Below are 16,030 nucleotides of genomic sequence, written 5' to 3' on the forward strand. Positions count from 1 at the left end.
CTATTTATACTTTATTATTGTTTATATTTCTGTAATAATGCTATATTTAATAATATATTATTCCCAAATATCCTCTCCGAAGGATTCTATAAATGTAGTTAATTCGGTTGCCATTTCCTCAGCTTCTGGAATTCTTATATGACCTGGAGTTCCACATCCATTTCTTTTAAACTTATATCTAACTATCTTTTTATCATTTAAATCGCTTACCATTTCATCAAGAGCATCATCCCATCCCTTACTATGACCTAAAATAGTTGTTATAACTATAAATAACGCCTTGGGATACTTACTTCTTAAGTTTCTTATTATATCAGCATATTTAAACTTCCATATACTTCTTCTCTCTTTATCTTCATCTATATAATTTTCAGGATGCGCATCATTTTGCCCTAAAGCCATTATAACTACATGTGGTGTGTATCTAGAAAAATCCCATTTATTACATCTACCAAGCTCTGGATTATATCTTAATTTATCATAAGTCGATTCCAACCCTAAATAACCCCTTGATGGATTAAAGTAACCTGTTCCATCCATCACTGCAATTCCACCTTGAGCATTATTATTAATATCTGCCTCTAAATTTCTTGCTGTTATCATTGAATATGAATACCATGAATTAGAGTAAATTCCTTCATGTTCTTCTGGATCTACTTTACCTACATAATCTATTGCCTCAGAAACTTCTCCTGCTGAAACAGAATCACCAAAACACTCAATTCTTCTATTACTTTTTAATTCTTGTGCTTCAGTATAGCAATCCTTATCTATTATAATTCCATGAAAATCAAAATAATGAGCTGAATCAGACCTTTTATATAAAGTTAATTCATGTAATCTGTCATCTAAACCTTCAGCAATATCAATAATTATATCTTTGTTATGTTCTTCTATTATTGCCTTCCCTTTTATTTCATTATCAATAATAAATCCAATAGCATTTTCATAATGGTTATGATAATTTTTTATAGCAATCTTTAAACTTGTTCCTCTAAATTTAATCCTTATCATGCTTCCAGCATAAATAATAGTTGGAGTCTTTGGATTTTCAAAATCAATTCTCCCACTATATTGATAATTAGAGTTATCAGCCTCTATAAATTCGTAATTCTTCCTATCTAATTCTTCTAAGTACATACTTAACCTCATTCCCTAGGATACTAATAATCCCAATATATATATTTCTGATGATTTTTCTTCGTTAATTACATTTATTTTAATATTGTGATTAGATATATTTTTAGATTCAACTAATAACTCTGTTGCTGAATAGTCTCCCCATCCATTTTCAAAAAAAGTATCTATTATAACTGGCTCATTTTCATCTACTATTACTTCCATTTTTCCTGCTGTTTCTTCAACTAATTTTCTATATAATATAAATATATTCTTTCCTTTAATATCTACCTCTAAAGAAGCTTTGTCCCCTTTTTCTAAACAACATTTCCACCCTTCAGTAAATACTTGAAATCCTACATTATCTTTAATAAATCCTTCTATTTTTTAACTTCTAAATTTCTATTATTTCTTATTATTCCATTAATATAATCTTCACCAAATATTGAATTTTCAGATTCTATTTCTCTAGTCAATGCTTCAGTATCCTCAAATTTATTTATGTTATTTAATATGTTCTTTATAAAATCAATTAATATCTCTGATATTATAAAATGTCCATAATCATTTGGATGTACTTCATCAGTAGCCACATCTTCCCACTTTAAATTCCCTTTTTCTATTTCTGCTTTTACAGTATTTCTAAAACTTATCATTGGAATGTTGTACTTATTTCCAATTTCTATTTGTTGCTCTTGAACATTACTACAATCAAAATTACTCATAAATATTTCTATTATAGCTATAGGCTTTTCTGCTGATAATATTCTTCTTATTAAACTTTCATAAGCTACCTTATCATAAATAGTATTTTTATCGTTTACAGCAAAATCAATAAATACTATATCTGGATTATGAGATAATACCTGTTTTTCAACTCTATGAACTCCTATAATTGATCCTGTAGCTCCAACCCCTGCATTTATATACCTAACATTTACATCGCTAAATGTATTCTTAAACCATAAATAAGTTCTACTTGCATAACAGTCTTCTTGCTTAGTTGCATTACATCCCTGAGTTATAGATCCACCTAAAAAAGCTACTGTTATATCTTGTCCACTTTTCGCCTTTTTAATTACCTCAGCAATTCTTGATATATCTCCACTACTAACTAAGGAATTCTTTATCATTTCTTCTGTAATTAAATATTCCATATTAAAACCTCCATAAAACACTAATCTTAAATAGTTAAAGTTTTTAATTATAAATAAAATATATATCTTATCTAGACAAAGATATATAGAAGTTAATTTTATTCATATAAATCTACTATAAATCTGAAAAAATGCTTACTTATAATTTTCAAATTTTTATACTCTTTTAGCAATAAAAAAAAGCGTAGCCCTTAAGCTACGCTTCTATAACAATTAGTTGTTTACTATTAAACATTCTCCAGTCATTTCAGCTGGTTTATCTAATCCCATTTCATTTAACATTGTAGGAGCTATATCAGCAAGTTTTCCTTCTTTTAAGCTTCTACCTTCAGTTCTATTTGATACCCATATAAATGGAACTGGGTCAGTTGTATGAGCTGTGAATGGGTTTCCTGTTGAGAAATCAATCATTATTTCTGCATTACCATGGTCTGCAGTTACAAATAAAGTTCCGTCTTTTTCTAAAATTTTATCTGCAAGCTTACCTAGGCATCCATCAACAGTTTCTATAGCCTTAACTGCAGCTTCCATTACTCCTGTATGTCCAACCATATCTGGGTTAGCAAAATTAAGTATAATCATATCATACTTATCTTCATTAATTCTATTAATTAATTCTTCTGTTACTTCATAAGCACTCATTTCTGGTTTTAAATCATAAGTTGCAACTTTTGGTGATGCTATAAGAGCTCTATCTTCACCTGGATTTTCTTTTTCAACTCCACCATTAAAGAAGAATGTAACATGGGCATATTTTTCTGTTTCAGCAATTCTTAATTGATTTAATCCCTTGCTTGATACATATTCTCCTAAAGTATTATTTATGCTTTCTGGTCTATATGCAACATTAACGCCCTCTAAAGTCTTATCGTATTGAGTCATTGTTACAAATGTTAAGTTTAAAGTTTCTCTCTTAAATCCTGCAAACTCTTTATCGTTTATAGCTCTAGTTATTTCTCTAGCTCTATCTGGTCTAAAGTTAAAGAATATTACTGAGTCTCCATTTTTAATCATTCCATTTGAATCTACAACAGCTGGTAATACAAACTCATCTGTTTTATTATCATGATATGATTTTTCCATTGCTTCTACTGCTGAAGTTGCAATTTCACCTCTACCAAGTACCATTGCATTATATGCAAGTTCTACTCTTTCCCATCTGTTATCTCTATCCATTGCATAATATCTTCCTGAAACAGTAGCAATTTTACCTACTCCAATTTCATTCATGTAATTTTCAAGCTCTACTACGAAATCTTTTCCTGATGATGGTGGAACGTCTCTTCCATCCATGAAGCAATGTACATATACTTTTTTTAATCCAGCGTCTTTAGCTAGTCTTAATAATCCTTTTACGTGATCTATATGTGAGTGAACACCACCATCTGATAATAGGCCCATTAAGTGAAGTGCTGAATTTTTTTCTTTTGCATTATTAACTGCAAGAGTTAATGCATCATTCTTGAAGAATCCACCTTCCTTAATTTCTTTTGTTATTCTTGTTAATTCTTGGTATATAATTCTTCCTGCACCTATATTTAAATGTCCAACTTCTGAGTTACCCATTTGTCCATCTGGTAGTCCAACATATAATCCACTTGCTTGTAATTGAGTATGTGGATATTTTCCAATTAATCTATCAAAGTTTGGTTTTTTAGCTGCTTCTACAGCATTTCCATCTGATTTTGGAGCTATTCCAAATCCATCTAATATCATTAACATTACAGGTTTCTTCGCCATAATTCCCTCCAAATTTTTATCAAAATCTATATTTGACAATATTTTAGTATTATCTTTCTTAATTTATATCTATATTATACTATAATTAGTGACTTTAAACAATAAAAGCACTTATGAGGTAAACCTTTGCAACAAATTATTTTAATCCTTAAAAAGAATATTTTAGAATTTTTGATTTTTTTCTTTGAAAGTGCTAAAATATGACTTTTTTAGTAGTACAATACAAAACATATTCTTTCCATCAATCTCAAGATTACTTGGAAACTCTATAAATCCATATTATATCAAAGAAGCAGCTAATGTTTCTCTATAAAAGTACCTCTAACCTTATATTAAAAGATTAGAGGTACAATTTTTACATAGCTCTTTCAAAAACTAGTATTAATAATTAACTATTTGTGAGAAATCAGCTGCTACTAAGCTAGCGCCTCCAACTAAAGCACCATCTATATCGGACATAGCCATTTGATCTTTAATTGTGTTTGGCTTAACTGATCCACCATATTGAATTCTAACTTTATCTGCTACTTCTTTTCCAAACATTTCAGCAACAACATTTCTTATTGCCATTATTGTTTCGTTAGCTTGTTCGTTTGTTGCAGTCTTACCTGTTCCTATTGCCCAAATTGGTTCGTATGCAATAACTACCTTTTCAGCTAATTCATTTGATAAACTATCTAAATCTGCTTTAATTTGAGCTCCAACAACTTCGTTAGTTGTTCCATTTTCTCTTTGTTCTAAAGATTCTCCACAACAAAGAATTGGAATTAAGTTATGAGCAAATGCAGCTTTAACTTTCTTGTTTAAAGCTTCATCAGTTTCATTGAAGTATTCTCTTCTTTCACTATGTCCTAAAACAACATAGCTAACCCCCATAGCTTCTAACATTCCTGGAGCAACTTCTCCTGTGAAAGCTCCTTTTTCTTCAAAATGCATGTTTTGAGCAGCAACCTTAATGTTTGATCCTTCTACTGCTTTTAATACAGCATCTAAACAAACAAAAGTAGGGCATACTACTACTTCACATGTAGCATCTTTTACTAATGGTTTTAATTCTTCTATAACTTTTACAGCTTCAGCTGGAGTATAATGCATCTTCCAGTTTCCTGCTATTATTGCTTTTCTCATTTAAATCACCTCTTATATTTAATTTGAATAATGAAGGAGTGAAAGAATGAAAAAATTAAGGTAATTATTCACCGAAGCTGAATAATTAAAATTAAATTCAATTTATAATTTGACTTAAGTAGAATTATAAATATTTTTTTATTTTCTTAATCCAGTTCACTGGATTATTTCCTCAACACTCTCATTTATAGTTGAAAGTATAACTTTTAACTATAATTTTCACTTTTTCATTCTTCACTTTTAATAACTAAACTCGTTTTATTTATTATTTAGCGCTTCTATTCCTGGTAATGCTTTTCCTTCTAAGAATTCTAGAGAAGCTCCACCACCTGTTGAGATGTGAGTCATTTTATCTCCAAATCCTAAGATATTAACAGCTGCAGCTGAGTCTCCTCCACCAATAACTGTTGTAGCATCTGCATCTGCCATAGCTTTAGCAACTGCAATTGTTCCTTTGTTAAAGTTTTCGAATTCGAATACTCCCATTGGTCCGTTCCATATAACTGTTTTAGCATCTTTAATTGCATCTGCATATAAAGTTTCTGTCTTTGGTCCGATATCTAATCCCATGCTTCCTGCTGGAATATTTTGATCTTCTGTAACTACTGGTTCAACATCTTTGAATTCTGCAGCAACTCTGTGGTCAACTGGTAATAAGAATTTAACTCCTTTTGCTGCTGCCTTTTCAATCATTTCCTTAGCATATTCAACTCTATCAGCTTCTACTAATGATGATCCTACTTCGTATCCTTGAGCTTTTAAGAATGTATAAGCCATTCCACCACCAATTATTAATGTATCAACTTTTTCTAATAAGTTGTTTATAACAGCTATCTTATCTGAAACTTTAGCTCCACCTAATATAGCAACAAATGGTCTAACTGGATTGTTTACTGCTTCACCTAGGAATTTTAATTCTTTTTGAATTAAGTATCCACATACAGCTGTATCTAAGAATTCAGTAACTCCAACTGTTGAACAGTGAGCTCTGTGAGCTGTACCAAATGCATCATTTACAAATATGTCAGCTAATGAAGCTAATTCTTTTGAGAATTCTTCAACGTTCTTAGTTTCTTCTTTTCTACATCTTGTATTTTCTAATAATACAACATCTCCATCTTTCATTTCTGCAACAGCAGCTCTAGCATTTGCGCCTACAACTTCTTCATCTCTTGCAAAAACTACTTCTTTGTCTAACATCTCGCTTAATCTCTTAGCAACTGGAGCTAATGACTTTGATGCATCTTTTCCTAAATGTGAGCAAAGTATAACTCTTGCTCCATTGTTAACTAAATATTTGATTGTTGGTAGTGCACCATTTAATCTGTTTTCGTCTGTTATAACTCCATCTTTTAATGGTACATTGAAATCACATCTTACTAGAACTTTTTTGCCTTTAACTTCTATGTCTTCTATAGTTTTTTTATTAAAACTCATTTATTTCACCTCTTAAATTTATTTTAATGAAATTATTCATTACTAAATAATAAAATCTTTAATATATGTTTAATTTAAAATTGGTCTGGCCTCATAGATTTTCTATAAAACCAGACCAACACTTAATGTTTAACTTTATACTTAACTATTTAATTATCTAGTTACGAAGTATTTTAAAGTTCTTATTAATTGGTTAGTGTATGACATTTCATTGTCGTACCAAGCAGCAACTTTAACTAATTGATCTTCACCAACTGACATAACTTTTGTTTGAGTTGCATCAAATAATGAACCATAAGTGATTCCGATTACGTCTGATGAAACTATTTCATCTTCAGTGTAACCAAATGATTCGTTAGCAGCAGCAGCCATAGCAGCGTTAATTTCTTCTACAGTTACTTTCTTATCTAAAGTTACTACTAATTCAGTTAATGAACCAGTAACAACTGGAACTCTTTGAGCACCACCATCTAATTTTCCTTTTAATGCTGGAATAACTAAACCAATTGCTTTAGCAGCTCCAGTTGAGTTAGGAACGATGTTTGCAGCAGCAGCTCTACCTCTTCTTAAGTCATTCTTTCCGTGAGGACCATCTAAAGTATTTTGATCGTTAGTGTAAGCATGGATTGTAGTCATAAATCCTTTTTGAACACCGAATTTGTCATTTAATACTTTAGCCATTGGAGCTAAGCAGTTTGTAGTACATGAAGCACCTGAAATAACTGTTTCAGTTCCATCTAATATATCATTATTTACGTTGTAAACAACAGTCTTGATGTCTCCAGTTGCAGGTGCTGAAATAACAACTTTCTTAGCACCAGCTTGTAAGTGTAAACCAGCTTTTTCTTGAGAAGTGAAGAATCCAGTACACTCTAAAACTACATCAACATTTAATTCTTTCCATGGTAAGTCTTGAGGGTTTCTTTCAGCTGTAACTTTGATTTCTTTTCCGTTAACAACGAAAGCTCCTTCTTTAACTTCTATTTCACCGTTGAATCTTCCTTGTGAAGAGTCATATTTAAATAAGTGAGCTAAAGTTTTAGCATCAGTTAAATCGTTGATTGCTACCACGTTAAATTCTGGGTTTTCAATCATTAATCTTAATGCTAATCTTCCTATTCTTCCAAAACCATTAATTGCTACATTTACCATTTGCAATTACCTCCTAAAATAGTTATATTTAAAATTTTTAAAATTTTAAGCTTGTTTAGTATGTTCCTTAATAAATTCTACAATTTTTCTACCTGCTGCTTCATCTGTTACTAATACTGCATTATGATTTTTCATCATTGTTGCAATAATAGCATCAACTTTATTTTCCCCAGCTGCTACTGCAATATGTGTGTTAATTTTTCTTGCTTCATTAATATTTATTCCAATTGAAGTATTTTCTGAAACTACTTTGGAATCTTTATTAAAATAACACCCAAATGCTTCGCCAACAGCTCCAAGAGATTTTAGTTTATTAAACTCTTCTTCTGAAACATCTCTTTTCTCAGCCATAACTAAAGCATCTCCAATACCATAAATCAATATATTCGCTTTATGAATATTATCTATAACTTCTTTAATTTCTCTTTCTTTTAGTAATGTATCTAAAAGCTCTAGACTAAGATTTTCTGGGAGATGAAGTAATTTATAAGAGCCATTTAACTTTTTAGCTAATGATGCCGCTAGTGTACTTGCTTGTATTTCAACTTTTCTCCCCATACCTCCTCTTGCTGGAACTACGAGGGTATTTGAAACATTATTTATTTTAGGTAACGCTTCTACAAATTCTTTAATAGTATTTCCACCAGTAATAGCTATTATATTATTATCTTTTATAATAGACTTTAAATAATTAGCTGTAGCTTTACCAATTTCTTTTAAAATTATATCATTTGTTTCTGCATCCCCTGGAACGATTATTACTTCTCTTAACCCTAGGAAGGACTTTATGTTTTCTTCTATATCTGATAAGCCTTTAATTTCATGTATAAAATCCTTTAGCTTATCAACTACTTCTTGTCCCTCTTCAGTTACTGTCATTCCTGGAGTATTAATTTCTATTAAGTTTTGTGATTTTAAAAAACTTATTTCAGTTCTTACTATTCTTTCTCCAAGATCCAACTGATTTGCTAAAACACGTCTTCCGATAGGCTGATTGTAATATATAGTCCTTAGAATATTGTATCTTTTTTCTAGGACTTCTACAAGTTCAGGAACTATTTTTTTCTGTAAAGACAATATTTCCTGCACTTCCAACCCTCCTTTGGCCTAAAAAGGTCCCACATATAATATATATGTCCCACATTTATTATTATAAAACACTTCTATGAATTTTAAAAGTACTTTCTTTAAAGTTTTACATTTTTTTAGCATTATGTCCTTTTCTTATATATTAAATGCTTATTTTGTTAACTTATTTTTCTTTTTCTTATAATAGAAAAACTAACCTTAGTTTAAATTATTTATCTTAATATTTTTTAATACTAGAGCTAGCTTTCTATTATAAAACCCCTTTATAATCCTTTACTCTATCCTTTTTCTTTTACTTGAAGATTTTATTTCCATCTCTTCTCTATATTTTGCCACTGTTCTTCTTGATATATTCAAGTTTTTCTTATTTAACTCATCACATATTATTTGATCTGATAATGGTTTTTTCTTATCTTCATTATCTATCATTTCTTTTATTTGTTTTTTAATATTTACTACTGCTATATCTTCACCGTTACCTTGTACTTGACTCAATCCTGTTGTAAATAAATCTTTTATTTTTACAGTTCCAAAGCTTGTTAATATATATTTATCTTTTATTGCCCTACTTACTGTAGATTCATGTATTCCAAGTTCTTCTGCCATATCTTTTAACGTCATAGGTCTTAAGTACTTTTGTCCCTTATCAAAATACTCCATTTGCTTATCAACAACTTTTTCTAATATTCTAAGTAAAGTACTTTTTCTTTGTTCTATGCTTTTTATTAAAAACATGGCATTGTTTAATTTCTCTTTTACATAATTTTCTGTTTTCTTGTCATCTTTATTATTTAAGATATCTTTGTATATACTACTAATTGATAGTCTTGGTATTACTCCATCATTCATAATAACAAAATATTGTCCATCAATTTTCCTAATAGCAGCATCTGGAATTATAAATTTAACTTCTTCCCCTGTATAAAACCCTCTTGAAGGTTTTGGTTCGAGTTTTTTTATTACATCTCCTAGATCTTGAGCTTCTTTTGGAGTTATTTTCAAGTTCTTAGCTATTATATTGAATTTATTATCTGCTATTAAGTCTAAGTATTCGTCTATTATTCTTTCTAAGTTATCATCTAACACTCCAAGCTTTATTAGTTGTATTTTTAAACATTCCTTTAGGTTTCTTGCACCTATTCCATCTGGTTCTAAGTCTTGAAGTATTTCTAAGGCTTCTTGTCCTAATTCAAGTGAAATATTTAGCTCCTTACATATGTCTTCTAGAGGCATGTCCAAGTAACCTCTACTATCTATGTTTTCTATCATATAAGATACTATTGCTTTTTTATATTCATCTTCATCACTTTCAATTAATTGATTATTTAAATATTCTGTAAGTGATTCTTTTTGAGATATAAAATTAAATGGTGATACATCTTCATCCTTATTATATTCCCCATAACTTTGAGAACTATAATTATCAAATTCTAAATATTTTATCATTTCTTTGTAATCAATTTTATCTTCATATGCTTTATCTTCTTGGACAAAATCAAAGTCACCTTCTAATATTGGGTTTTCTACAAACTCATTTTCTATGTATTCTCTTAAATCATAAGTAGACATTTGTAAAAGCTTTATAGATAACTGCATCTGTTGAGTCATTATTAACTTTTGTTCTTGTGTGAGATTTAAATTAAAATCTAATTTCATAAAGTACACCTTCATTTCAATAAACTACAAACTATAACTTTTACTAGTATTAAGGATAAATCCTTAATACTAGTATAAACTGTTAGTAAACGTTATATCAAGTCATTATAGTACTTTAAATTCTTGCACTTCTTCTTTTTTCTTAGGAATTTCTATTTTTTCTTTAATTACTCCACTTTTATAATTATTAATTAAATTTATTATTTCTGAATTAACTAAATTATCATTTATAATAAATTCTATAGTATTTTCTTTCAATCCTTCATTAATTTTATTTATTTCTCCACTTTTAAACATACCTTTGTTTGCTTCTGATAAACTTTCGTATAATACTTTATCCAAATGTACTACTAATGAAGCAAGTGAATTGTCTATATAATCTTTATAAACTTCCTCTGCATTCATTCCACTATTAATTACATATTTACCTTTTTCCTTAGCTGCTTTAAAAACTCCTTCTGAAGCTTTTCCTGCTGCTGTTAGTACTATTTCACAACCTTTATCATATAATTTCTTTGCTTCTTCGTAAGCTAAATCTACATTTGCACAATCTTCAATGTATTTTACATTTTCACCTGATAATAATCTTGTTACAGCTGACATATTAGTTACTTTAATTCCTGACATATATCCTGATAAAAGTAATTTATTGGGCTCATTATCTTTAATTGCTATGTATCCAACTTCTTTATTCCCGCTTTTTTTACCTGCTAATACACCTGCTAAAAAACCTGATTCTTCATATTTAAATGCTATATTTTGAACATTACTTTCTCTTATTTTGTTTGATGTAACTATAAACTTCTTATCTCTGTAGTTAGTTGCTGTCTCATTAACTACATTTTTGAACTCTTCTCCTACTACAATTATCAAATCATTAGTTTTGGCTGCTTTTATAAAATTCTTTTGAAAAGCTTCTTCATCATCTTTATCTATTTCTATAGTAGTTAATTTAACTCCAAATTCAGTTATAATTTTATTTATTCCTTCTAATCCTAGTTGATTTAAACCTTTATCTTCTAAACAGCCTTTATTTACAACATAAGCTACTTTGGGTTTATCTAAATCTATTATTGGGCTATTTAACATTTCACAACTTATAAGTATAAGAATTAAGCATATACTTAAGCTTAATAAAAACAATCTTTGTTTTTTCACTATAACCACCTTCCTTTTTACTTTAGGTTGCCCAAATAAATATATAAAAATTCTTCATGTTTTATTCAAAAAAATAAGATAAATCATATCTAATATAACTTATCTTACTTATATCCCTTATTATTATTGTTTATCTATATCTTTTTAAAGATTATTCTTTAACTATTATTTTTTAAAATTATTTTATTATTCCGCTAATAAACTTAATTGTATATATATCAATATAATTATTTATTATAAATTCTACTTACTTAAGAAAAATAGACCACTTACTCTAGTTCCTGAGTGTATACCAACTGCACATCCCGGAGTTGTTTCTATGTATCTTAAATTGTTTTCTTCTAAATATTTTTTAAGACTGTCTTTCATTTCTGGACTTTCAATTTCTATTAAAATAACAGGTTCATCTTTATCTGGATTGCTTGACTCATAATCTGATATTATTTTCTTTAGAGCCTTTTTATTTCCCCTAATTTTATCTTTCGCTGTCATCATTCCATCTTCAAATCCGATTATCACTCTTAATCCTAAAGCAGTTCCTATAGCACCTGCTGTTTTAGAAATTCTCCCACCTCTAACTAAATTTTCTAGAGATTCAAAACATAAAGAAGCATTCATTTTAGGTATTAATTTAAGTAATTCTTCTTTTATTTCTTCTACCTTTAACCCCTTATCTCTAAGTTCGCATGCCTTTAATACAAAAAAGCCTTGGGCTGATGTTATTACTTTTGTATCTACTATTACTATATCATCGCTTTCTAGCATATCTTTTGCTATACATGCTGAATTATATGTTCCACTCATATTTGAAGACATAAGTATAGCTAAAACCTTATATCCTTCATCTAAGCTTTCTTTAAAATATTTTGCAAATCTAACTGGAGTTATTTGTGCTGTAGTTGGAAGTATCTTATCCTTCTCTATTTTTTCTTGCATTTGTTGTAAGTTAATTTCTTCCCTATCAATATAACTCTCATCACCAAAATTAATTAAAACAGGCACTACTTCTATATTATTTTTTTTAATTAATTCTTCTGGAATATCTAAACAGCTATCTGTTAAAATTTTTATTTTTTCCACGCCTACTCCCCCTAAATCTATTTCATTTCAGGAAAACCAATTTGCCTTAAAGCTTCATATGCTATAATTGCTACAGTATTTGAAAGATTTAAACTTCTAGTACTTGTTTTAATCATAGGCACTCTTATTCCTGCATGATTTTTATGTACTTCTTCCGGAACCCCTGATGACTCTCTACCAAACATTATAAAATCTCCTTCTTTAAAAGAAGCTTCATCATAGTGTACTCCTCCATGAGTTGTAGCTAAGAATATTCTTTCATTTCCATACTTTTTCATAAATTCTTCATAGCTTTCATGTATTTCAAGCTTTAATTCACTCCAATAATCTAATCCCGCACGTTTTACTTGTTTATCATCTATTTTAAATCCCATTGGCTTAATTAAGTGAAGAGTTGAGTTTGTTAAAACACAAGTTCGCGCAATATTCCCTGTGTTTTGTGGTATTTCTGGTTGATATAACACTATATTTAAATTCATTTCTTAGTAACCTCCCATTAAAAAAGTAAGATGACCTCATCTTACTTTAATGAAACTATATAAAAAATGATACTATATCAATCTTCATTAGTCAAAGATTTTAGTATTTGTTAACAGAATATTTTCTTCTATCTTATGAAAACTAATTTATTTCTTTAATTAATATAGAAATTGATGTAAAACCATATTTTAAAGTTTAAATATTTTCTTTATGGCTTTTGCAACTCCATTTTTCTTATTTGTATCAGTTATATAATCTGCTAAGTTTTTAACTTCAGGTATTGCATTTCCCATGGCAACTCCTACACCTGCATATTCAATCATCGAAACATCATTTTCATTGTCTCCTATACAAACTATTTCTTCTCTTTTGAATCCATAATAATCTGCTAATGCTTTTACTGCATTTCCTTTTGAAACTCCTTGATTATTAATTTCAACGCTTCGACTTCCTGCTCCAAAATATACAATTTTGTCTATCCCATTTAGTTTTTCTTTAAGTGTTGATATTCTCTTAGGATTTATTGAAAAGACTATGCATTTAGTTATTTTTCCTTTATTTTCTCTAAAAAATTTTTTCCAATTATCTATATCTTTAATAACATAATAATTTATTTTTAAGGTATCATATCCAACTTGTTTTGTCATATATAATTTAGTTACAAACTTCATTAATTCACTGCCACAATATATCCCATCTAATGTATAAAAATGAAAATTAAAATTCATTTCATATAAGGTTTCAACAAGCTTAATGCATTGCTCAGTTTCTATTGGGTTTTCATATATAACTTTATTAGTATGCTTTTCTCTAACTATTGCTCCATTTGCTGCAATAACAGGTGATTCAACCCCTAAAAGATGAGAGTAATACGCTGCATTATTATATATTCTACCTGTAGTTACTACTATTTCTACACCTTTTTCATGAATTTGTTTTATTACTTTTTTACTTTCTTCTGATATTTTTTTCCCTTTACCTAGTAAAGTTCCATCCATATCAATACAAACCATTTTGTATTCCATAAAAAACTCCTTTACTCACCCTTTAATATTACTATAATATCATTCTACTATAATTTCGACAATAAATTTAATATAAGAAAGAATTTATAATATATATTGTATTTGTATAAAAAAGAATGATATCATTTTTAATATCATTCTTTTTATTTATTTAATTACTACTTTTTAATTTTTATTTATTAAAATTCTATCATTTTAATTTGCTTCTGTTGTATTTACAGGTGCTTCATTTGGTTTTGTATTAACCTCTTTCTTTTTAGTTCCCTTTTTTATAATTGTATTTGTTGTTAGGTAGACATCTGTTGCTATAAAATCTCTAGAAACTTCGACTCCATTTTCATATGTTACTTGATAGGAGCTTGCTTTGTATCCAGGCATTCCATAAACTTCTACTTTTTCAGTTCCTTCTTCCATAGTTGGATCTTCTTCATAGGTTATTTCAGGATTATATTTTTCATGAACTTCATTTACAAGTTCATAAGTTTTTCCACCCATTGCGTCTACATTACCATATACACTAAATGATACTACTCCACCACCTACATACCCTTGAATATATACTGGGAAATCATATGAATTTTTGAACTTATAATCTATAACTCCATTTGCTACAGTTGCATCTAATCCTGGTTCTGAATAAGAAACCGTTAGAGAATGATTCATTCTTTCTGTTGACCTTAAATTTGCTCTCATAGCTGCTCTATAAAGAGTTGTTGATACTTGGCATATTCCTCCACCATAATCTGGTACTATTTTATTTCCTACATAAGTATTTGCTTTTTCATATCCCTTATCTGGAGTTGTATCACCTATTAATTCATTATAACTAAATTCTTCTCCAGGCATAACTATTGTACCACTAACAATTTGTGCCGCAATTTCCATATTTCTAACTCTTCCATCACCAGTATTTTTATAACTACTACTATACCCACTAATTTTTCCTGTTATTTTATTTAAATCATCAGCTTTTATCTTAGCTTGTTGTTCCTTTAATTCAAAAGATAATTCCTCCATACTATCAGGATTACCATTAATATTTTCTATTAATTGGTTATGAAGTTCTTCATCATCTATTCTCTTTCCATTAATATCTGGCGTAACTGTTATATTCCCTGAATTTATTTCTATTTCAGCATTTTTAGCTACTATATTCACTTCAGATTTTACTTTTTCTTCAAAGGCTTTTAAGCTTTCTTCATCAAATGAAATCTTTGATTCCATATTAACAACATTATTATTTTTTATCATCGAATTCTTTGCCATGATGCCTTTATCTTTTCCATAATTGATAGCATCTACTACAGTAGCCTCTATATCATATTTAGGATTTATATCCTTATAATTTAGCTCTAACTTCTTATCTCCAACCAAAACTGCTAGTTTCTTGTCCATAATTACGTTAGGTAATTTCTCATTTAGCAATGCTATGGCTTCATCTTTATTTAATCCACTTAAATTTACACCATAAACACTAATCCCTGGATAAATTTTATTTTCCCATGCTTTAACTCTGTTATTAACTGAAACAATATATGATATAATTCCTATAACTAATAATACACTTACTACTCCTGTAGTTATTAATAAGTTTTTATTCTTTTTTAGTATTAAACTTTTTTTGTTTTTATTTTTTTCTTCCAAATGCCCCACTCCTCTCTAGAATAAATTTATTATAATTTGAGAAAACATAACTTTTACTATGATTATAATATTACTATATCATTATTATTATATTATATTCTATAGTTTATTTTAATATATTTATGTAATGATAATAATTATTTTTTCTTATTTATATCTTGTGAT

General features: G+C 28.7%; 14 protein-coding genes. All 14 read right to left on the bottom strand.

What is annotated here, in order from left to right; genetic code table 11:
• Nucleotides 1-57: 57 nt before the first annotated feature.
• The 14 genes from A500_RS16570 to A500_RS16630 all read right to left on the bottom strand — a co-directional run bounded on the left by A500_RS16570 (nucleotide 58) and on the right by A500_RS16630 (nucleotide 15,865).
• Nucleotides 58-1,140 (bottom strand): SGNH/GDSL hydrolase family protein, encoded by a 1,083-nt coding sequence (locus A500_RS16570; protein ID WP_016208717.1) that lies wholly within the window; start codon nucleotides 1,138-1,140, stop codon nucleotides 58-60.
• A gap of 15 nt (nucleotides 1,141-1,155) precedes the next feature.
• Nucleotides 1,156-1,344 carry a hypothetical protein gene (locus A500_RS21465; protein ID WP_016208718.1) on the bottom strand — a complete coding sequence of 63 codons (189 nt, stop codon included), beginning with the start codon at nucleotides 1,342-1,344 and terminating at the stop codon, nucleotides 1,156-1,158.
• Nucleotides 1,345-1,499: 155 nt separating this feature from the next.
• Entirely contained in the window at nucleotides 1,500-2,276 is a 777-nt protein-coding gene (locus tag A500_RS16575; protein ID WP_016208719.1) for an SGNH/GDSL hydrolase family protein, read from the bottom strand.
• Between the two features lie 213 nt (nucleotides 2,277-2,489).
• Nucleotides 2,490-4,016: a 2,3-bisphosphoglycerate-independent phosphoglycerate mutase gene (gene gpmI / locus A500_RS16580; protein WP_016208720.1), complete on the bottom strand. Its 1,527-nt coding sequence runs from the start codon at nucleotides 4,014-4,016 to the stop codon at nucleotides 2,490-2,492.
• Nucleotides 4,017-4,397: 381 nt separating this feature from the next.
• The gene (gene tpiA, locus A500_RS16585) at nucleotides 4,398-5,144 is read right to left on the bottom strand and encodes a triose-phosphate isomerase (RefSeq protein ID WP_016208721.1); all 747 of its coding nucleotides are present in this window, start codon (nucleotides 5,142-5,144) and stop codon (nucleotides 4,398-4,400) included.
• 258 nt (nucleotides 5,145-5,402) lie between these two features.
• On the bottom strand, nucleotides 5,403-6,581 hold the full coding sequence (locus A500_RS16590) for a phosphoglycerate kinase (RefSeq protein ID WP_016208722.1): 1,179 nt from the start codon (nucleotides 6,579-6,581) through the stop codon (nucleotides 5,403-5,405).
• 153 nt (nucleotides 6,582-6,734) lie between these two features.
• Entirely contained in the window at nucleotides 6,735-7,733 is a 999-nt protein-coding gene (gene gap, locus A500_RS16595; protein ID WP_016208723.1) for a type I glyceraldehyde-3-phosphate dehydrogenase, read from the bottom strand.
• Between the two features lie 45 nt (nucleotides 7,734-7,778).
• Complete coding sequence (locus A500_RS16600) at nucleotides 7,779-8,822, bottom strand: sugar-binding transcriptional regulator (protein ID WP_016208724.1); 1,044 nt, start codon at nucleotides 8,820-8,822, stop codon at nucleotides 7,779-7,781.
• A 273-nt stretch (nucleotides 8,823-9,095) separates the two neighbouring features.
• Nucleotides 9,096-10,478, bottom strand: coding sequence for an RNA polymerase factor sigma-54 (rpoN, locus tag A500_RS16605; RefSeq protein ID WP_016208725.1), 1,383 nt, complete (start codon nucleotides 10,476-10,478; stop codon nucleotides 9,096-9,098).
• 105 nt (nucleotides 10,479-10,583) lie between these two features.
• A complete protein-coding gene (locus tag A500_RS16610; protein WP_016208726.1) occupies nucleotides 10,584-11,636 on the bottom strand; it encodes a BMP family ABC transporter substrate-binding protein in 1,053 nt (350 codons plus the stop codon).
• Nucleotides 11,637-11,879: 243 nt separating this feature from the next.
• Nucleotides 11,880-12,716, bottom strand: a complete 837-nt coding sequence (locus A500_RS16615; RefSeq protein ID WP_016208727.1) for a DegV family protein — start codon at nucleotides 12,714-12,716, stop codon at nucleotides 11,880-11,882.
• A gap of 17 nt (nucleotides 12,717-12,733) precedes the next feature.
• The gene (locus A500_RS16620; protein ID WP_016208728.1) at nucleotides 12,734-13,195 is read right to left on the bottom strand and encodes a tRNA (cytidine(34)-2'-O)-methyltransferase; all 462 of its coding nucleotides are present in this window, start codon (nucleotides 13,193-13,195) and stop codon (nucleotides 12,734-12,736) included.
• A gap of 189 nt (nucleotides 13,196-13,384) precedes the next feature.
• Nucleotides 13,385-14,221, bottom strand: a complete 837-nt coding sequence (locus A500_RS16625) for a Cof-type HAD-IIB family hydrolase (protein ID WP_016208729.1) — start codon at nucleotides 14,219-14,221, stop codon at nucleotides 13,385-13,387.
• Between the two features lie 195 nt (nucleotides 14,222-14,416).
• Complete coding sequence (locus A500_RS16630; protein WP_016208730.1) at nucleotides 14,417-15,865, bottom strand: VanW family protein; 1,449 nt, start codon at nucleotides 15,863-15,865, stop codon at nucleotides 14,417-14,419.
• Nucleotides 15,866-16,030 lie beyond the last annotated feature (165 nt).

This window comes from Clostridium sartagoforme AAU1, assembly GCF_000401215.1.
Classification (GTDB): Bacteria; Bacillota; Clostridia; order Clostridiales; family Clostridiaceae; genus Clostridium; species Clostridium sartagoforme.